Below are 17,603 nucleotides of genomic sequence, written 5' to 3'. Positions count from 1 at the left end.
CCCCCCCCCGGGCCGCCCCCCCCCCCCCCCCCCCCCGCCCCCGCCCCCCCCCCCCCCCCCCCCCCCACGGCCGCGAACCGTCGCAGGTTGTTCCAGCAGGTTGTTCCGGCCACACAACCCGACGACACGCCGCGACGAAGGAGCGGCCAAACTAACACCGTGACCTTCAATCCGAAGCTTTGGGAACCCGTCGAGGGGTTCGAGGATCTGACCGACATCACCTATCACCGGCATATCGAGCAGGGCACCGTGCGGGTGGCCTTCGATCGGCCCGAGGTGCGCAACGCGTTTCGGCCGCATACCGTCGACGAGCTGTATCGCTCGCTCGATCACGCGCGGATGACCGCGGATGTCGGGGCGGTGTTGCTCACCGGGAACGGGCCCGCTCCCAAGGACGGGGTGTGGGCGTTCTGCTCGGGCGGGGATCAGCGCATCCGTGGGCGCAGCGGGTACCAGTACGCGGACGGGGAGACCGCCGACACCGTGGACAAGGCGCGGGCCGGGCGGCTGCACATCCTCGAGGTGCAGCGGCTGATCCGGTTCATGCCCAAGGTGGTCATAGCGCTGGTGAACGGCTGGGCGGCCGGGGGCGGGCACAGTCTGCACGTGGTCTGCGATCTCACCCTGGCCAGCCGGGAGCATGCGCGGTTCAAGCAGACCGACGCCGATGTGGGCAGCTTCGACGGCGGTTACGGCAGTGCGTATCTGGCGAAGTTGGTGGGGCAGAAGTTCGCCCGCGAGATCTTCTTCCTCGGCCGTCCCTACTCCGCCGAGGAGATGCATCGCATGGGCGCGGTGAACTCCGTGGTCGATCACGATCGGCTCGAGGAGGAGGCGCTGGAGTGGACCGCCGACATCCTCGCCAAATCGCCGCAGGCGCAGCGCATGCTCAAGTACGCGTTCAACCTCCCCGACGACGGGCTGGTCGGCCAGCAGCTGTTCGCCGGAGAGGCGACTCGGCTGGCCTATATGACCGATGAGGCAGTCGAGGGCCGGGACGCGTTCCTGGAGAAGCGAAAGCCGGACTGGGCGCCCTACCCCTGGTACTTCTGAGTAGGTGGACATTCTCAGCAGCCGGGTCATCCTGCGGCCGGCGAACTACGAGCGAACCCTGGAGTTCTACCGGGACGGACTGGGGCTGGCGATCGCGCGGGAGTATCCGGGCGGCACGGTGTTCTTCGCCGGGCAGTCGCAGATCGAGATCGCCGCCCACGGCCGCCGCGCGGACGCGCCCACGGATTTCGCGGGCGCGCTGTGGCTGCAGGTACGTGACGTGCATGACACCGCGGCCGAATTGGCGCTGCGCGGAATCGTCATCGATCGCCAACCGGTCCAGGAGTCGTGGGGGCTGATCGAGATGTGGCTGCGCGACCCCGACGGTATGCCGATCGTGCTGGTAGAGGTTCCGGCCGGACATCCGATGCGCCTCGACACCCGCCCGCCGCGAAACGACTGAGCCAGCGAACCGGCAGCATCGCGCACCGGCCCTACCATCCCGCTATACGAGACTCGACGGCAACCTGACAACGGCGTTAACGGATCCATAACGCACACTGGAGACGTGACCGCCGAACTATTGGTTCTGCTCATCGTTATCGTCACTGCCCTGGCATTCGACTTCACCAACGGTTTCCACGACACGGCCAACGCGATGGCCACCTCCATCGCGACCGGCGCACTGAGCCCCCGGGCCGCGGTCGCGCTGTCGGGTGCGCTGAATCTGATCGGCGCATTCCTCAGCGTGGAGGTCGCGGCCACCGTGGCCGAAGGCATCGTCCGATTGGATCAGGTCAGCGGGCCGGACCTGCTCGAGATCGTCTTCGCCGGCCTGGTCGGCGGCATTCTGTGGAACCTGCTGACCTGGCTGTTCGGCCTGCCGTCGAGTTCCTCGCACGCACTGTTCGGCGGGCTCATCGGTGCGACCATCGCGGCGCTGGGCTGGAGTGGGGTGATCTGGTCGGCCGGGCAGACGGGCGTGCTGGCCAAGATCGTGGTTCCCGCGCTGCTCGCGCCGGTGGTGGCCGCGCTGGTCGCCTCGGTCGGCACCTGGCTGGTCTACCGCTTCACCCGCGGCAGCGATCAGCGTGTGGTCGATCGCGGCTTCCGCTGGGGTCAGATCGGCTCGGCCTCGCTGGTCTCGCTGGCGCACGGCACCAACGACGCCCAGAAGACCATGGGGATCATCTTCCTGGCGCTGATCGCCTACGGCTCGATGAAGCCCACCGATGCCTTGCCGCTGTGGGTCATCGTGGCCTGCGCGATCGCGATCGCGGCCGGTACCTCGCTGGGCGGCTGGCGCATCATCCGCACCCTCGGCAAGGGGTTGGTCGACATCACCCCGCCGCAGGGCCTGGCGGCCGAATCGACCAGTGCCGCGATCATTCTCACCTCGGCGCACTTCGGTCTGCCGCTGTCGACCACCCAGACCGTCACCGGCGCGATCCTCGGCACCGGGCTCGGGCGGCCCGGCGCGGAGGTGCGGTGGACGGTGCTCGGGCGCATGGTCGTCGCCTGGGTGCTCACGCTGCCGCTGGCCGGGCTGGTCGGCGCGATCTGCTGGGCGCTGGCCCACGGGATCGGCGGATTCCCGGGCGTGCTGGTCGTCTTCGCACTGTTGGTCGTGCTGTCGGGAGTGATGTATCTGCGGTCGCGGCGCACCCCGGTGCACGCGGCGAATGTCAACGCCGAATGGACCGAGCCCACGGCGGCGGAGTCCACGGTCGAGGTACTGCCGGAGACGGAATCGGCGGGGAGGGCCTGATGCAGACGCTCATCACGGATCTGCAGGAACTGGGCCGGGTCACGGCGGCGGCGCTGCTGTTCGGTGCCGGACTGCCCGCGATCTTCGCGCTGGGCGTGCGATTCCAGTCCCGTAGCGCGGTATCCGACGGTACGGTCGCGCGGCGGCGCTCGGCCGCCGCGGGCGCCGCGGCCTGCTACGCGGTGGTCCTGGCCGTCGTCGTCGCGGGAGTGTTGTTCGTCGCCAAGGCCTTTCTGGCGAGCCGGCTCGGCATCCACGTGTTCGGACAGTGATCGCCGAAAGGACCCTCCGTGACCGACGACCGTCAATCACCGCAGCACGCCGATCGTTCCGAGGCCTCGCGATCGGTGCTGGCCAAGGTGCTCGGCTGGCTGAAAGCGGGCTATCCGCAGGGCATTCCGCGCTCGGATTACGTGGCGTTGCTGGCGGTGCTGCATCGCCGCCTCACCGACTTCGAGGTGCGGATGATCGTCGAGGAATTGGGGCGTGAGCGCGGCGGCGACGACAAGATCGCCCGCCACGAGATCGCCGAGGCGATCGCCCGAGTTGCCAAGGAACAACCCGGCGAGGACGATATCGCTCGGGTGGCCTCCCGGCTCGCAGCCGGTGGATGGCCACTGGCGACACCGACGTCCGATTGATCCCGATCCCCTGACCCACGAAGGGAGCACGGACCCGTGCGCGGGTCGCCGGACTTGACATGACACGATCGCGAACGTGAGCAGTACCCTGCGGACCCTTCCGATGCCCACCGGTGCTGCGGTGGGGGAGGTTCTACCGCATCTTCGAGAAGCGTTGGACGGCAGCGGTCCGGCCTGGTTGCCGGTCCCGACCGGTGACCGTCGAGAATCACATCGGCTGTCGAGCGCATTGCGCCCGGGCGAGCCGATCGAGGACGAGGTGGCCCTGGTGGTCACCACCTCCGGCACGACCGGAGTGCCCAAGGGCGCGATGCTCACCTCCCGAGCGCTGCGCGCCAGCGGCGATGCCACCCACGAGCGGCTGGGCGGGCCCGGCCAGTGGCTGCTGGCACTGCCTACCCATCACATCGCCGGACTGCAGGTGTTGATGCGCAGCATCCTCGCCGGGACCGAGCCGGCGGTACTGGATGTATCCGACGGCTTCCTGCCCGGCGGACTGGCCCAGGCCGTGGCCGGAATGACCGGGCCTCGCCGATACACCTCCCTGGTCCCCACGCAGTTGATCAAGGCTCTCGACGACCCCGCCAGCGCGGAGGCCCTGACCGCGCTGGACGCGGTGCTGGTCGGCGGCGCGGCCACGCCGAAACCGCTGTGGGAGCGCGCGCGTGCGGCCGGGATCAACGTGGTGCGTACCTACGGCATGAGCGAGACCTGCGGCGGCTGCGTCTACGACGGCGTCCCGCTGCCCGGCGGACAGGTCCGCATCGAGGACGGCCGGGTCCTGCTCGGCGGCGCGATGCTGGCCACGGGCTATCGCGGCCAGCCCGACCATCCCGCCTTCGCCGAACCCGGCTGGTTCCGCACCGATGACGCCGGGGTATTGGAAGACGGTCGATTACGCATCACCGGCCGCCTCGACGAGGCCATCATGACCGGCGGCCTGCTGGTCATCCCGCAGGTGGTCGAGGCGGTGCTGGCCACTCATCCCTCGGTCGACGAGGTCGTCGTCCTGGGCCTGCCCGACGATCGCCTGGGCCAGCGCGTCGCCGTCGCGGTGGTCCCCGCGCCCGGCGCCACGCCCACCCTCGACGAGCTGCGCGAATACGTTGTCGCCGAGCTGGATCCGATCGCCGCGCCGCGGGAGCTCGCCCTCATCGATGAGGTGCCCCTGCGGGGGCCGGGGAAACCGGACCGCATCAAACTCCGCGATCAGATGCTTTCCGAGTCGACTCGCTGAGGGTCTGAGGAGGGATCCGGGGCCTCGCGCAAGCGGGTCTTGCACCGGATCGCAATCCTCATGCAAGGGGCGTGCAAGTGGGGGCCCGCACAGTAGTGCCATGACTTCATACGCACCTGCTGATGCTCTCGCTATCGAGGCGGACGGGCTGGTCAAGGTCTTCGGGGAGCAGCGGGCCGTCGATGGTGTGAGCCTGACGGTGCCGCAGGGCGCGGTGTACGGCGTGCTCGGGCCCAACGGAGCCGGTAAGACCACCACGATCCGCATGCTCGCCACGCTGTTGCGGCCGGATGGGGGCAGTGCCCGCATCTTCGGCCACGATGTGATGGCCGAGCCGACGGCGGTCCGGAAGCTGATCGGTGTCACGGGGCAGTACGCCTCCGTGGACGAGAAGCTGTCGGCCACCGAGAATCTCATCATCTTCTCCCGCCTGCTCGGGCTCAGCCGCGCCGACGCGCGACGCCGGGCCGACGATCTGCTCGAGGAATTCGGGCTGACCGAGGCGGCGAACAAGGCCCTGGAGAACTTCTCCGGCGGTATGCGGCGGCGGCTCGATCTGGCCGCGAGCCTGATCGCGACCCCGCCGCTGCTGTTCCTCGACGAGCCCACCACCGGCCTGGATCCGCGCACGCGGGCCCAGATGTGGGAGACCATCCGGCGCCTGGTCCGCGAGGGCGCGACCGTCCTGCTCACCACGCAGTACCTGGACGAGGCCGATCAGCTGGCCGACCGCATCGCAGTGATCGACCACGGCAGGGTCATCGCCGACGGCACCTCCGATGAGCTCAAATCGTCGGTGGGAGTGTCCGCGCTCCAGATCACCCTGGCCGATCCGAGCCATATCGAACAGGCCCGCACGATCATCGGCGAATTCCTGTCCCGCACCAGCGGCAAGTTCGTCGAGGCGACCATCACCCCCGAGGCCGGGCGCATCACCGCGCCGCTCGACGATCCCGGCGTCACCGCGGATCTGCTGATCCGCCTGCGCGATAACGATATTCGCATCGACGAGATCACCGTCAGCAAGCCGAGTCTCGACGAGGTGTTCTTCGCCCTGACCGGACACGCCGCCGAAGACCAGAACGACGACACCGAAGAGAGCGCAGCATGACCACCACCATCACCGCCCCCGCGGCGCCGGGACGCCACGCGGCCAGCGCCGCGATCCCCGCGGTCAGCAATCACATCAGCCTCCGTCAGACGGTGGCCAACTCACTGACCATGGCCTATCGCGGCATCCTGAAGATGAAACACAATCCGGAGCAGCTGTTCGACGTCACGGTTCAGCCGATCCTGTTCACCGCCCTGTTCGCCTACATCTTCGGCGGCGCCATCGGCGGCAACGTGCACGACTATCTGCCGGTGCTGATTCCGGGCATCCTGGTGCAGACCGTGGTGATGTCCTCGGTCGTCACCGGCACGCAGCTGCGCGAGGATATGGACAAGGGCGTCTTCGATCGCTTCAAATCCCTTCCCATTGCCCGGGTCTCGGCGCTGGCCGGCGCCCTGATCGCGGATATGGCCCGCTACGGCATCGCCGCGACCCTGACGATCGGAATGGGCCTGATCCTCGGCTACCGCCCCGCGGGCGGCGTCGCCGGTGTGGTCGTCGCGGGCCTGATCGCGGTGTTCTGCTCGTTCGCGGTCAGCTGGATCTGGGCGCTGGTAGGCGTGACCGGTAAGAGCGCCGCCTCGGTACAGGGCATCTCGATGATGATCATGTTCCCGCTGACCTTCATGTCCGGCGCCTTCGCCCTGGTAAGCACGATGCCGGGCTGGCTGCAGGGCCTGAACAAGGTCAATCCCGTCTACTACATGGTGAATTCGTGCCGGGAGCTGATGAACGGCAATGTCTACAGCAGCAATCTGGCGTGGTGCCTGATCGGCTCGGTCATCGTCATCGCGATCTTCGGACCGCTGGCCATCCGGGCGTATATGCGCCGCGCATGACGCTCGCATCCGATATGTCCGCCGACCGGGAAACCGGTCGGGGGACATTGTCATTCGTCCAACCTGCCGTTGATCTCCGCCAACAGCACCATGATTCGCCTGGCCGCCGAACGCCGTCCGATCCGCACGGCACGCCGCCGCGCGGCGTCGGTCACGGCGCCGGTCGCCGCCGCGCCGTGTAACTCCAGATGCCGATGCAACTGCATCGTCGGAGTGTCCTGGCGGGCAAGGACTTTCTCGGCGAGGACGAACAACTCCCGCGCGATATCCGGATGGCGATCGATCGAGAGCAGATACGTCCCGATCGCACACGCCACCGCACCGATCTGCGGCAGATCCATGAACTGTGCGAGCCGTTCCAGGGTGGCGTCGACTATCTCCTGTGCCAGCGTCGGCACGGCATCGACCCGGCCGTACAGCACATGGGCGTCGAGCACCGCGGCAGCGCGGGGGATGTCTCCGGGCCCGGGTCCAGCCATGGTCAGCGGCCAGCCGATGAGCTCCAGCGTCGATCGCAATCGGCGCAGTCCGACCTCGACATCCCCCTCCGCGAGGGCGAGCTCACCCCATCCGGCGCGAACCGCGGACAGCCGGTAATTGAGCCTGGTCACCGGGTCGTCCGGACCACCCGCGCCGTCGAGGAACCCGGCCGCGATCTCCAATTCCCGCCGGGCCCGCGCCAGATCGCCGATACCGATCAGCGCTGCGGCAAGGGCGCTGCGCATTTCGACGCTCTCGTCATAGGACCGCAGTAGTTGCAGCCCCTCCACCGCCCGCGCGTAGTAGCCCACCGATTCGCCGTAGCGGCCGGTCTGCGCCGCCAGCTGGCCCAGATGCTGACTCAGCATGGCCGGGCCCCAAACATCGTCCGGATCGCATTCGTCGAGCGCCCGCAGCGAATCGCGCATGGATCCGGTGATATCGCTGGAGTTCTCGGCCAGATTGGCGCGGAACAGCAACGCCGACCAGCGGGTCGCCCGGTCCGGAGACCTTGTACCGTCGGCGAGTTTGCGCCACAGGGCGATCGGCGTCGGCCTGATGCACAACACCTCGCCGACGAAGCGCGCCTGCGGCGACAGCGGCGCACCCGAACGCAGTAGGCGCCGCATCCGGATTCGGAGCACGGCGAGTTTGCGCGGCTGGAACTCGCCGAGCGCGACCTGGCCGGCGATCAGGATATGCGCGTAGACCTGCAGATCAGCCGACCGCTCATCCGGCACGGTCGCCGACGATGGGATTCCCAGGACGCGGTCGACCCAGCTCTCCAGTTCCATATGCGCACCGCGCATCATCCAGAGAAGACCGAGCGCCGGGAAGACCAGATACACCGTTGCGGCGTCGCGGTTTTCGGTCGCGTACCGCAGTACCGCCGCCAGATTGTCCTGTTCGTCGCCGAGTGTGAGCACGGCCCGCACCTGTTCCCCGGCGTCGTGCAGCGCACCGACCTCGATCACGAAATGCCGGGCCCAGCCGACCATTCGGCGCATCACCGCATCGGCGTCGCCCGCGGCCGAGAGCTGCTCCTCGCCGAATTCCCGGACCGTTTCCAGCATGCGGTACCGGGTCCCACCGTCGTCACCTTCGATGACCGACAGCAGCGACTGGCTCACCAGACCGTCGACGGCCGCGGGGACATCGATCAGATCCACGCCACCCGCCACGACTTCCGCTGCGGCAAGGGTGAATCCGGCGGGGAACCGGCACAGCCGACGCAGCGCGATCCGCTGCGGTTCGTCGAGCAGATTCCAGCTCCACTCGATGACCGCGTGCAGGGTGCGATGCCGCTCCGGCGAGCTGCGATCACCGCTGCGCAGTAGTGCGAAGCGGTGTTCGAGCCGGGACTCGATCTCCTCCACACTCATCGTCCGCACCCGAGCGGCGGCCAGTTCGATCGCCAGCGGCAGCCCGTCGAGGGTGTGGCACAATCGCGCGACGGTCTCCGGGTTGAGCCGGACCGAGGGCCGCACCGCCCGCGCCCGCGCGGCGAACAGTTCGGTCGCCGGTGATCCTGCCGCATCGATGGCCAAGGGCGGCAACGGATATACCGTCTCCGCGGTGATCGTCAGCGGCGCCCGGCTGGTGGTCAGCACGCTGAGCTGCCCGCAGTCACCGACCAGATCGGCGACCACCTCGGCCGCCGCATCGATCAGGTGTTCACAGTTGTCGAGGATCAGCAGCATCGGCCGCGCCGACAGGGCGTCGCGGAGTCTGCGTCGCCCGTCGAGCATGTTTCCGGCGCGCAGAGCCGTTGTGTCGCGGTTGATCTCGCTCATGCCGAGGGTGGCGCTGATCGCGGCCTCCAGCTCCGCCCGGGCCTGGCCGGGATCGGCCCGCACCGAGGCCAATTCGACCAGGACCACCGCTTGTTCGCGCGAGACCCGCGCACCCAGTTCGTTGGCGACCCGCGTCTTACCGGTGCCGCCGGGCCCGAGCACCGTTGTCACCCGGTTCTCGCGCACCAGCTCCGCGAGCGCGGTGAGGTCGGTATCGCGGCCCAGCAACGGATTCGGCGCGGCACGCAATCCGATCGCCGAGACGATCGGATCCTGCGGCGGCTGTTCGGTGGCGTGCTGGGCCGAGGCCACCCGCTGAGCGGGTGTCGGCGTGCGCACCGGCGCGATCGGATCACCGCGCAGGATGGCGGTATTCAGCGCCACCAGCGCCGGTCCCGGATCGGTGCCGAGTTCACCGGCCAGTCGGGCCCGCAGCCCGGCGAAGACCTCCAGGGCCTCGTTCCCGCGGCCGTCGGCCGCCAGCAGCCGCATCAGCGTGGCGTGTGCGGGCTCGTCGAGCGGCTCGGCGGCCGCGATGCGCCGCGCGATGGCCACCGCACCGGCCGGATCGCCCGCGGCCTCGCGCGAGGCCAGTTCCACTTCGTCCAGCCCACGCCAGCGGGTGGCCGCCAGATCGGCCAGTTCATCGGCGATGGGTCCGGGCGACAGATCCGCGGCGGGCTCGCCGCGCCACAGCGATCGGGCGCGAGCCACCAGTTCGAGAGAGTCGGAATCGTTTCCGGCCGCATGCGATTCACGCGCCAGGCGTTCCAGGCGACGGGCCCGGGTCAGGTCGACGTCGTCCTCGCCGAGGGCCAGACGATAGCCGGCCGGCCCGATCTCCAGAACCCCGTCCGGCAGCGCCGTGCGCAGTCGCGACACCTGGGTGTGCAGCGCGTTCATCGGCGCCCGCGGCGGCTGATCGCCCCAGACGTCGTCGATGAGCGATTGTGCGCTGCGGCTGCGACCGGGATGGACGGCCAGCGCGGTCACCAGCAGCCGGGCGCGGGCGCCGGGCAGTGCGGCCAGCTCACCACCCCGGCGCACGGCGACCTCCCCCAGCAGCCCGACCAGAACGGATTCGCCGGACGCGGTCCGGGCGGCTGCGGTGGCGGAACCGGGGGAACCGCTGTGATCAGGAGACATGCTGCTGCAATCGTATGCGAGTGGTCCAACGAATTCCGGGCGCGCGTCGTGCGCCCTACCGGTCACCATTGTTCGCCTCCGCTCCCGCCGGGCGCTGGCCGAGTCCGGAGGGCGGATTAGGCTGCGGATCATGGCAAGCGCAGCACAATGGCTCGAAGGAGCCCGTCCCCGCACCCTTCCCAACGCCATCGCCCCGATTCTGGTGGGCACCGGCGCGGCCGCCTCGCTGGACGCCGCGGTGTGGTGGAAGGCACTGCTGAGCCTGCTGGTTTCGCTGGCCCTGATCATCGGCGTGAACTTCGCCAACGACTACTCCGACGGCGTACGCGGCACCGACGACGACCGGGTCGGCCCGCTGCGGCTGGTCGGTTCGGGCGTGGCGAGCCCGGCCTCGGTGCGGGCCGCGGCGATCGCCAGCCTCACGGTGGGCGCGGTATTCGGCCTGATCCTCGCGATCACCACGGCGTGGTGGCTCGTGCTGGTCGGCGCGGTCTGCCTGGCCGGCGCCTGGTTCTATACCGGCGGCCGAAAGCCGTACGGCTACAGCGGATTCGGTGAGATCGCGGTCTTCGTATTCTTCGGCCTGATCGCGGTGCTCGGCACCGAATACGTCCAGGCGCAGCGGATCGACTGGACCGGATTGGTCGGCGCGATCGCGGTGGGCAGCTTCTCCAGCGCGGTGCTGGTCACCAACAATCTGCGCGATATCCCGACCGATTCGCTGACCGGTAAGACGACCCTCGCCGTCCGGCTCGGCGATACCCGCACGCGCACATTGCATCTGGCCCTGCTGGTGGTGCCGTTCCTGGCCTCGTTGGTACTGGTGGCGCGGACGCCGTGGGCGCTGGTGGGACTGCTCGCCGCTCCGCTGGCGGTGCGCTCGAATACGCCCGTGCGCGGCGGGCAGAACGGCCCGGGACTGATCCCCTCGCTGCGCGATACCGGCCTGGCGATGCTGCTGTGGTCGATCCTCACCGGGCTCGCGCTGGGGATCGCCTAACCGCGATCGCGGGCGGGCACCAGCACGCCCAGCACCCAGTTCACCAGGGTGATGATGATGCTGCCCAGTACCGCGGCCCAGAAGCCGTGCACACGCAGGCCGTATTCGGTGGTCTCGGTGATCTTCGCGGTGAGCATCAGCATCAGCGCGTTGACCACCAGCAGGAACAGTCCGAGCGTGACGATCACCAGCGGCAGCGACAGCAGCTTCACGATCGGCCTGACCAGCGCGTTGACCAGGCCGAACACCAGCGCCACGGCCAGCACGACCACGATCTTGCCACCGGTTCCGTCGTGCGCCGGACTGATCAGTTCGATCTTGTCGACCCAGTGCGCGGCGAGCCAGATGGCAACGGCATTGATAACCAGGCGAAGCAGGAGAACCATGCCGCCAGCGTATGGGAGGTTCGACCACTACGCAGCCTCGTCGAGGAGGTCGTGGGTCGCCTCGCGCAGGGTGCGGATGCCCTCCTCTCCGCCGAGCAGTTCGCGGGTGGTGGGATTCGCGCCGCGCAGGATGCCGAGCAGGACATGCCCGGCCCTGATGCGGTTGTCGCCGCGGGCGAGCGCCTCCCGCAGGGACAGTTCGAGCACCTTCTTCGCCTCCTTGGTGAAGGGGATGTGACCGGGGCTCATGGCGCCGCCGAAACCGAAACGGGCCCAGCGACTCTCCTCGGTCGGGACGGCCCGCTCCAGGGCGTCCTCGCCGAAGGAGGCCTCCAGGGTCTCGCGCACCGCGTCCAGGTCGATGCCGATGGATCGCAGTGCGGCGGCATCCTCCTCGCCCAGCGGCTCGGTGGTTCGCTTGCGGGACAGTCGTTCTCGCAGCGACTCCGTGGTGATGCCGTTGTCCTCCAATGTCTTCTGCACCTTCTCCGATCCACATTCGGTGATCCCGAGCAGCAGGTGCTCGACTTCGATTCGGCGGGCATGCAATTGGCGCGCCTCCTCCTGCGCGAATACGACCGCGACCCGCGCCGCCTTACTGAATCGTTCGAACATCAGCGGATTCCGCCTCTCCGGTTGTACTTCTGGTGGACCGCCTGCCGGCTGACCTCGAGGGCATCGGCGATCGCCTGCCAGGACCAGCCCTGGGTGCGGGCATTGGTCACCTGGATCGCCTCCAGTCGTTCGAGCAGCCGACGCAGCGCGAGCACGGCGCGCAGCCCGACCTGAGGATCGGAACTGCCCGCGGCGGCCGCCAGCGTTGTTGCTTCACTCATGTACGTCAATTTACGTTGACGTCGGGGCCGCGTCAACGAAAATTGACATTTCATGAATACCGTTCACCGTGGGCGAACGAGGAACCTCAACCCAGCCAGGCGCCGGTGCGGATGAACTCGGCCAGGACAGCCTCGGGCGCGACCAGGTCCAGACCCTGGCCGGCGAGCCACGCATCGTCGAAATACGTTCCGGCGTAACGATCTCCGCCGTCGCAGAGCAGCGTCACCACACTGCCGCCACGACCGTCCGCGAGCATCTCGGCGATCACCGCGAACGCGCCCCACAGATTGGTTCCGGTGGATCCGCCCACGCTGCGGCCCAGCGCCACCCCGGCATGCCGGCATGCCGCGATGGACGCGGCGTCGGAGACCTCGATCATCCGGTCGACGACCGTGCCGAGAAACGACGGCTCGACCCGCGGCCGCCCGATCCCCTCGATGCGCGAGGGCATACCCGTCTGGTAGTCCGCATCAGCGGTCTCGTAGCCGCCGTAGAAGGCGGAGTTCTCCGGGTCGACCACCGCGAGCCTGGTGGCGTGGCGGCGATAGCGGATATAGCGGCCGATGGTGGCGCTCGTGCCGCCGGTCCCGGCGCCCACCACGATCCATTCCGGAATCGGGTGGGGCTCCAAAAGCATTTGTTCGTAAATGGATTCGGCGATGTTGTTGTTACCGCGCCAGTCGGTGGCCCGCTCGGCATGGGTGAACTGATCCATATAGTGACCGCCCAGATCCGCGGCCAGACGTGCTGCCTCGGAATAGATTTCGGGCGGCCGCTCGACGAAATGGCAACGCCCGCCCTGCGCCTCGATCAGCGCGATCTTCTCCGGCGAGGTCGTGGCGGGTACGACGGCCACGAAATCCAGACCCAGCAGCTTCGCGAAATACGCCTCGCTGATGGCGGTCGAACCCGACGAGGCCTCCACGACCGTGGTGCCCTCACCCACCCAGCCGTTGCAGATCGCGTACAGGAACAGCGATCTCGCGAGCCGATGCTTCAGACTGCCGGTGGGATGGGTGGATTCGTCCTTCAGATACAGCTGCACGCCCCATTCGCGCGGCAGCGGATAGCGCAGCAGATGGGTGTCGGCGCTGCGCTGGGTGTCGGCCTCGATCAGCCGCACCGCGTTGTCGACCCAGTCGCGTGGAGTACTGCGATCGCAGTACTTCACTCCGACTCCTCACCGCGCAGCCGCGCCCGCAACTGCGCCTTGTCGTTGCGCCGCTTCTCGTCGACCACGGCGATATCGGCGTTGACCCGGCCGCGCAACCGCTTGAACAGCACCAGCGACAGCGGCATCGCCACGATGAGCGCGAACAGCAGCGCCACGATCAGCGGGATATCCACCTTCAGCAAACGCGAAAACAGGACAATGACGGCCGAGATGACCACTACCAGCGCCAGCCGGGCCAAGGTGTACAGCACCAGGTTGCGCACCAGCCGCCGACCCGCCGAAACAGAGGTCTCATCGGCCGCGGCACCGCCCGGTTGGGATGCGTCACTCACGGGACCAGCCTAGGCGACCGGGCCGGGCAGCCTCGATCGGCCCAGGATGCCTTTCGCTCCCCGTGCAGCTGACACTTTCTCTCAGTGTCCCGGTACGCATTGCCGTGTGATTGTCAGTGCACCCTTCGCCCAGAAGCTGAGTATTCGCTGGTCCGGGTATGAACGGACAAACCCAAGCCGTACGGATATCCGATTTGTCTATTACTTCCCCTTTACCAACGTTAGATCGTTCGAGTACCTGGGGGTGTCAGTGCAACGATGTCGCTATCTGATGAGGGAACTGTCGATTACGGAAAGGTTTGCGAATGACTGCGATCACCGCGGCGAGCCGCACGTTGGGTTCCGTCAACGGCCAGGAGGCCCTCCTGACCCCCGGGCAAGTAGCCGCCCTGTTCCACGTCGATCCGAAGACCGTCACCCGCTGGGCCCATGCCGGGCGGCTGGGCTCGTTGCGCACTCCCGGCGGTCACCGCCGCTTCCGCGAGTCCGAGGTGATGCAGCTCTTGAAGTCGTTGACCACCGAGGCCACTCGCATCTAATGCCGATTTCCGCGTAGGCCGTGCCGCAGGTACGCCACACGATTACCCTCGGTAGCAGGAGGTGAGCGACGTGACGTACCTGTTGGCACTCATCGCGGTGGTAGCCGTCGCGGTGTTGTGCTGGAAGGCGTTCGGACCGGAGCCTTCGCACCGCATCGGCGCCGGTCGGAAACCCTCGCACCGCAACCGCATCGTCGGTCCCGACGACGACCCCGAATTCCTCTGGCGCATCTCTCGCCAGCATCGCGACGGCGGTGACCCCGGCCCCGACCGCTGATCGCTCTCTCTCGCCGGGTCACGTTCGTTTTGCCACGTCCACGAAACGGCGGATCAAGGCCGATTCGGCCTCGGTGCGATACACCGGGACCAGATGGGCGTCGGTCAGACCGGTCACCGGGACCAGGACCACGCCCGGGCGGGCCAAGCCCTCGACTCGCAGGGATGTGGCGATGTGGATCAGCCTGGTACGCACGATCGCGTCCACGGCCGGATCGACGCCCCACTCCGTGACCACGGACCGCCGCCGGATCGGACAGCCCGAGGGGGTAGTCGGCGGGCTCCAGGCATCCACGAACCACCTGGGGAAAGTCGGGGGCGGCATGATGATCTCGTGGTCGGCCAGCTCCTCCGCATCGACCGAATCCCGTTGCGCCAGCGGATGTTCGGCACTCACGACCAGGGCCCTCGGGCTCGTCAGCAGGGTCGGTCCGAAGGTGAGTTCCGGTTCCAGATCGGCATAGTCGGCCGGATTGCCCGGGAACCACAGCAGGAACAGGTCCACCAATCCCTCGCGCAACGAGCAGTCCAATTCGGTCCCGAAGCCGTTGAGCGGATGGGTGGCGACCGAGACCCCCGGATACTCGCGCTCGAACGCGGACACGTACATATGCGCCCGGGCCATGCCGATGGTGATGATGTACCCCAGCCGCAGCCGCCCGCGCACCCCGCGCGCCCGCGCCTTGGCATTCGTGATCGATTGCAGCAGTTCGCGATAGCAGGGCTCGACCTCGGAGAGCAGCGCCTCGCCGGCGGCCAGCAACTCGACCTTACGGCTCGTGCGGGCGAACAGCGGCTCGCCGATCTGTCGCTCGAACAGTCGGATCAATTGGCTGACCCGCCCGGCGGTGAGATGCAGCCGGGCGGCCGCCCGGCCGAAGTGCAACTCTTCGGCGAGGACGACGAACGCCTCGATCTGCCGGAAATCCACCGGGTTCACACTCATCCGACCACCCCCGCAATGAGTTGAACGTGCAGCTCACTTTAGCGCGCGGGGCATGGAGAGCGCCGGGTGTCGATCATGCCGAAGCATGCATACCGGTGATCACTTCCAGAGCCCTCGTTACCGCGGCCGCGCTCGCCGGCAGCAGCGGCAGCCGCACGGCCGGGCTCGGAATCCGGCCCTGAGCCGCCAGAACGGCCTTGATGACAACCGGATTGGGCTCGGCGAACAGGGTTTCCGACAGCGGGGCGAGGCGATGCGACAGCGCGCGGGCACGGGCGATGGGTCCGTCGCGCCAGGCCGCGATGAGCTCCGCGTACGCGGCGGGCGCGATATTGGCGCTGGCCACAATCGCACCCGAGGCGCCCAGCGCCAGGAGAGGTGCGGCGTACAGATCGTCACCGGCGAGCACCGATGTCTCGACCCGGCTCAGGAAGGCGATCGTCGTCTCGTCGATGCCGCCGACCGCATGCTTGAATCCGGCGACGTTCGGCAATTCGGCCAGGCGGCACAGGGTTTCGACGCCGAGCGTGCGGCCGGTGCGATAGGGGATGTTGTAGACCAGCACCGGCACGGGGCTGGCCGCGGCCACCGCGCGGAAGTGCGCGACGACTCCCTCTTCGGAGGGGCGGGTGTAGTACGGGACGACGGTGAGCGCCGCCGAGGCCCGCGGGTCGAGTTCGGCGAGGGCCCGTACCGAATCGGCGGTGGCATTGGAACCGGCCCCGGCGATCAGCGGGACGCCGCGTTCGGCGCAGACCCGCGCGCAGATATCGAGTACCCGGCGGCGTTCCGCGGCGGTGAGCGTGGCCGGTTCGCCCGTGGTGCCGAGTACGACGAGACCGGCGGCGCCCGCGGCGAGGACATCGTGAGCGAGGGCCTCGAGGGCCTGTTCGGCCAGCTCGCCCTGTTCGGTGAAGGGAGTGATCAAGGGAACATATAAACCCGTGAACGGCATGGTTTCAGCTTCTCGCCCGGGATACGTCACGTCCATTTCTCGTTTCTGCGGCCGAGCGTAAGCTCGGCTGATGCTCGATGCGCGACGGTTGCGGCTGCTGCGGGAACTGTCCCGGCGCGGGACAATCGCGGCCGTGGCCCAGGCACTGGCCTATACCCCCTCGGCGGTGTCCCAGCAGCTGGCCGCGCTGGAGCGGGAGGCGGGGGTGCCGCTGTTGGAGCGGACCGGCCGCAGCGTCGCGCTCACCCCGGCCGCACTGCGCCTGGTCGAACATGCCGAGACGATTCTGGCGGTGCTCGAGCAGGCCGCAGCCGAACTCGCCGCCGCCCGAACCGAACTCACCGGAACGCTGCGGATCGGGGCGTTCCCCACCGCCGTGCGTGCGATCCTGTCCCCCGCCCTGGTCGCCCTCAGCCGCGACCATCCCCGGCTGGAACTGCTTGTCTCGGAACTGGATCCGGCCGATGCCGCGGACGCGCTGCGCGCCGGCACCCTCGATATCGCACTGCTGCAGGAATACGACTACGTGCCCGCCGAACCCGAAATCGGCCTGGCGACCGAGCCTTATCTGGAGGAGACGGTCCATCTCGCCGCCCTGGTTTCGGACTCCCTTGCCGCGCATCGCGATTCGCCGTGGATCGCGGGCACACCCGGCACGCTGTGTCATCGCATGACGATAAGGTCGTGTGCGGCAGCCGGTTTCGCGCCGCGCATCCGCCATCACGCCGACGATTTCGGCACAGTGCTGGCCCTGGTCGCGGCGGGGCAGGGTGTGGCGTTCGTGCCGGATCTCGGGGCACTCGATGTGCCCGGCGAGGTCGTGCTCACGCCCATGCCGATTCGGCGGCGCACGCATTTGGCGTATCGCCGTGGGACAGGGGAACATCCGGTAATCGCCGCCGCACGGCGGGCGCTGCACCGAGCGACCGAATTGTCCTAGGAATTCTGCATTGTCCTAGGAATTCCGCGAAACCATTCCCATCCGGAATCAGACCCGCGTCGAATACATAACCGGCACAGGTCCATTTCGATACCTCGAAACAGCCAAGGAGAACCCATGCTCTTACGGATGATCGGCCACCTCGTCGGCGGGGTGCTCGACCTGGTGGTCAGCCTGCTGGTCCCGTAGAGCCCCGTCCGCTTTCCCGAC

Annotated in this window: 20 protein-coding genes; 12 read left to right on the top strand and 8 right to left on the bottom strand. The window is 68.2% G+C overall.

Annotated elements, in window-relative coordinates; genetic code table 11:
- Positions 1 to 159 precede the first annotated feature (159 nt).
- The 8 genes from ACIA76_RS24930 to ACIA76_RS24895 all read left to right on the top strand — a co-directional run bounded on the left by ACIA76_RS24930 (position 160) and on the right by ACIA76_RS24895 (position 6,589).
- Positions 160 to 1,053 carry a 1,4-dihydroxy-2-naphthoyl-CoA synthase gene (locus ACIA76_RS24930; RefSeq protein ID WP_397154627.1) on the top strand — a complete coding sequence of 298 codons (894 nt, stop codon included), beginning with the start codon at positions 160 to 162 and terminating at the stop codon, positions 1,051 to 1,053.
- Positions 1,054 to 1,057: 4 nt separating this feature from the next.
- Positions 1,058 to 1,456: a VOC family protein gene (locus ACIA76_RS24925; RefSeq protein ID WP_397154626.1), complete on the top strand. Its 399-nt coding sequence runs from the start codon at positions 1,058 to 1,060 to the stop codon at positions 1,454 to 1,456.
- A gap of 105 nt (positions 1,457 to 1,561) precedes the next feature.
- Entirely contained in the window at positions 1,562 to 2,761 is a 1,200-nt protein-coding gene (locus ACIA76_RS24920; RefSeq protein ID WP_397154624.1) for an anion permease, read from the top strand.
- Positions 2,761 to 3,033: a hypothetical protein gene (locus tag ACIA76_RS24915; RefSeq protein ID WP_397154622.1), complete on the top strand. Its 273-nt coding sequence runs from the start codon at positions 2,761 to 2,763 to the stop codon at positions 3,031 to 3,033. The genes ACIA76_RS24920 and ACIA76_RS24915 overlap by 1 nt, the downstream gene beginning before the upstream one ends.
- Before the next feature lie 18 nt (positions 3,034 to 3,051).
- Positions 3,052 to 3,402 (top strand): DUF3349 domain-containing protein, encoded by a 351-nt coding sequence (locus ACIA76_RS24910; protein ID WP_397154620.1) that lies wholly within the window; start codon positions 3,052 to 3,054, stop codon positions 3,400 to 3,402.
- Between the two features lie 103 nt (positions 3,403 to 3,505).
- A complete protein-coding gene (gene menE, locus ACIA76_RS24905) occupies positions 3,506 to 4,639 on the top strand; it encodes an o-succinylbenzoate--CoA ligase (RefSeq protein WP_397155059.1) in 1,134 nt (377 codons plus the stop codon).
- A 100-nt stretch (positions 4,640 to 4,739) separates the two neighbouring features.
- Positions 4,740 to 5,750 (top strand): ATP-binding cassette domain-containing protein, encoded by a 1,011-nt coding sequence (locus ACIA76_RS24900; RefSeq protein ID WP_397154619.1) that lies wholly within the window; start codon positions 4,740 to 4,742, stop codon positions 5,748 to 5,750.
- Positions 5,747 to 6,589: an ABC transporter permease gene (locus ACIA76_RS24895; protein WP_397154618.1), complete on the top strand. Its 843-nt coding sequence runs from the start codon at positions 5,747 to 5,749 to the stop codon at positions 6,587 to 6,589. Before ACIA76_RS24900 ends, ACIA76_RS24895 begins: the two co-directional genes overlap by 4 nt.
- 50 nt (positions 6,590 to 6,639) lie before the next feature.
- On the opposite strand, the gene ACIA76_RS24890 is transcribed toward ACIA76_RS24895, so the two are convergent.
- On the bottom strand, positions 6,640 to 10,008 hold the full coding sequence (locus ACIA76_RS24890; RefSeq protein ID WP_397154616.1) for a BTAD domain-containing putative transcriptional regulator: 3,369 nt from the start codon (positions 10,006 to 10,008) through the stop codon (positions 6,640 to 6,642).
- Positions 10,009 to 10,138: 130 nt separating this feature from the next.
- On the opposite strand from ACIA76_RS24890, the gene ACIA76_RS24885 reads away from it, so the two are divergent.
- The gene (locus tag ACIA76_RS24885) at positions 10,139 to 11,008 is read left to right on the top strand and encodes a 1,4-dihydroxy-2-naphthoate polyprenyltransferase (RefSeq protein WP_397154614.1); all 870 of its coding nucleotides are present in this window, start codon (positions 10,139 to 10,141) and stop codon (positions 11,006 to 11,008) included.
- On the opposite strand, the gene ACIA76_RS24880 is transcribed toward ACIA76_RS24885, so the two are convergent.
- The 5 genes from ACIA76_RS24880 to ACIA76_RS24860 form a co-directional block, all read right to left on the bottom strand.
- A complete protein-coding gene (locus ACIA76_RS24880; RefSeq protein WP_397154612.1) occupies positions 11,005 to 11,394 on the bottom strand; it encodes a phage holin family protein in 390 nt (129 codons plus the stop codon). The genes ACIA76_RS24885 and ACIA76_RS24880 overlap by 4 nt on opposite strands.
- Before the next feature lie 27 nt (positions 11,395 to 11,421).
- A complete protein-coding gene (locus ACIA76_RS24875; protein WP_397154610.1) occupies positions 11,422 to 12,009 on the bottom strand; it encodes a Clp protease N-terminal domain-containing protein in 588 nt (195 codons plus the stop codon).
- The gene (locus ACIA76_RS24870) at positions 12,009 to 12,230 is read right to left on the bottom strand and encodes a helix-turn-helix domain-containing protein (RefSeq protein WP_397154609.1); all 222 of its coding nucleotides are present in this window, start codon (positions 12,228 to 12,230) and stop codon (positions 12,009 to 12,011) included. Before ACIA76_RS24870 ends, ACIA76_RS24875 begins: the two co-directional genes overlap by 1 nt.
- 86 nt (positions 12,231 to 12,316) lie before the next feature.
- Positions 12,317 to 13,402 carry a PLP-dependent cysteine synthase family protein gene (locus ACIA76_RS24865; protein WP_397154607.1) on the bottom strand — a complete coding sequence of 362 codons (1,086 nt, stop codon included), beginning with the start codon at positions 13,400 to 13,402 and terminating at the stop codon, positions 12,317 to 12,319.
- Positions 13,399 to 13,737 (bottom strand): DUF4229 domain-containing protein, encoded by a 339-nt coding sequence (locus ACIA76_RS24860; RefSeq protein ID WP_397154605.1) that lies wholly within the window; start codon positions 13,735 to 13,737, stop codon positions 13,399 to 13,401. Before ACIA76_RS24860 ends, ACIA76_RS24865 begins: the two co-directional genes overlap by 4 nt.
- A 305-nt stretch (positions 13,738 to 14,042) precedes the next feature.
- Here ACIA76_RS24860 and ACIA76_RS24855 point away from each other — a divergent pair, with 305 nt between their 5' ends.
- Positions 14,043 to 14,276, top strand: a complete 234-nt coding sequence (locus tag ACIA76_RS24855; protein ID WP_397154604.1) for a BldC family transcriptional regulator — start codon at positions 14,043 to 14,045, stop codon at positions 14,274 to 14,276.
- A gap of 70 nt (positions 14,277 to 14,346) precedes the next feature.
- Positions 14,347 to 14,553 carry a hypothetical protein gene (locus tag ACIA76_RS24850; protein WP_397154602.1) on the top strand — a complete coding sequence of 69 codons (207 nt, stop codon included), beginning with the start codon at positions 14,347 to 14,349 and terminating at the stop codon, positions 14,551 to 14,553.
- Positions 14,554 to 14,571: 18 nt separating this feature from the next.
- On the opposite strand, the gene ACIA76_RS24845 is transcribed toward ACIA76_RS24850, so the two are convergent.
- Together ACIA76_RS24845 and dapA are read right to left on the bottom strand one after the other, a co-directional pair.
- The gene (locus ACIA76_RS24845) at positions 14,572 to 15,498 is read right to left on the bottom strand and encodes a LysR family transcriptional regulator (protein ID WP_397154600.1); all 927 of its coding nucleotides are present in this window, start codon (positions 15,496 to 15,498) and stop codon (positions 14,572 to 14,574) included.
- Between the two features lie 73 nt (positions 15,499 to 15,571).
- The gene (gene dapA, locus ACIA76_RS24840; protein WP_397154598.1) at positions 15,572 to 16,453 is read right to left on the bottom strand and encodes a 4-hydroxy-tetrahydrodipicolinate synthase; all 882 of its coding nucleotides are present in this window, start codon (positions 16,451 to 16,453) and stop codon (positions 15,572 to 15,574) included.
- Positions 16,454 to 16,523: 70 nt separating this feature from the next.
- Here dapA and ACIA76_RS24835 point away from each other — a divergent pair, with 70 nt between their 5' ends.
- Positions 16,524 to 17,393, top strand: a complete 870-nt coding sequence (locus tag ACIA76_RS24835) for a LysR substrate-binding domain-containing protein (RefSeq protein ID WP_397154597.1) — start codon at positions 16,524 to 16,526, stop codon at positions 17,391 to 17,393.
- The last annotated feature ends 210 nt before the right edge of the window (positions 17,394 to 17,603 follow it).

Source organism: Nocardia sp. NPDC051570 (assembly GCF_044454005.1).
Classification (GTDB): Bacteria; Actinomycetota; Actinomycetes; order Mycobacteriales; family Mycobacteriaceae; genus Nocardia.
This window is presented reverse-complemented; position numbering and strand designations above follow the sequence as displayed.

Bases quoted from the DNA above. Each gene is read 5' to 3' on its own strand.
- ACIA76_RS24915 (WP_397154622.1), top strand. From the start codon at position 2,761: ATGCAGACGCTCATCACGGATCTGCAGGAACTGGGCCGGGTCACGGCG.
- menE (WP_397155059.1), top strand. From the start codon at position 3,506: ATGCCCACCGGTGCTGCGGTGGGGGAGGTTCTACCGCATCTTCGAGAA.
- ACIA76_RS24900 (WP_397154619.1), top strand. From the start codon at position 4,740: ATGACTTCATACGCACCTGCTGATGCTCTCGCTATCGAGGCGGACGGG.
- ACIA76_RS24895 (WP_397154618.1), top strand. From the start codon at position 5,747: ATGACCACCACCATCACCGCCCCCGCGGCGCCGGGACGCCACGCGGCC.
- ACIA76_RS24890 (WP_397154616.1), bottom strand. From the start codon at position 10,008: ATGTCTCCTGATCACAGCGGTTCCCCCGGTTCCGCCACCGCAGCCGCC.
- ACIA76_RS24885 (WP_397154614.1), top strand. From the start codon at position 10,139: ATGGCAAGCGCAGCACAATGGCTCGAAGGAGCCCGTCCCCGCACCCTT.
- ACIA76_RS24880 (WP_397154612.1), bottom strand. From the start codon at position 11,394: ATGGTTCTCCTGCTTCGCCTGGTTATCAATGCCGTTGCCATCTGGCTC.
- ACIA76_RS24875 (WP_397154610.1), bottom strand. From the start codon at position 12,009: ATGTTCGAACGATTCAGTAAGGCGGCGCGGGTCGCGGTCGTATTCGCG.
- ACIA76_RS24870 (WP_397154609.1), bottom strand. From the start codon at position 12,230: ATGAGTGAAGCAACAACGCTGGCGGCCGCCGCGGGCAGTTCCGATCCT.
- ACIA76_RS24855 (WP_397154604.1), top strand. From the start codon at position 14,043: ATGACTGCGATCACCGCGGCGAGCCGCACGTTGGGTTCCGTCAACGGC.
- ACIA76_RS24845 (WP_397154600.1), bottom strand. From the start codon at position 15,498: ATGAGTGTGAACCCGGTGGATTTCCGGCAGATCGAGGCGTTCGTCGTC.
- dapA (WP_397154598.1), bottom strand. From the start codon at position 16,453: ATGCCGTTCACGGGTTTATATGTTCCCTTGATCACTCCCTTCACCGAA.
- ACIA76_RS24835 (WP_397154597.1), top strand. From the start codon at position 16,524: ATGCTCGATGCGCGACGGTTGCGGCTGCTGCGGGAACTGTCCCGGCGC.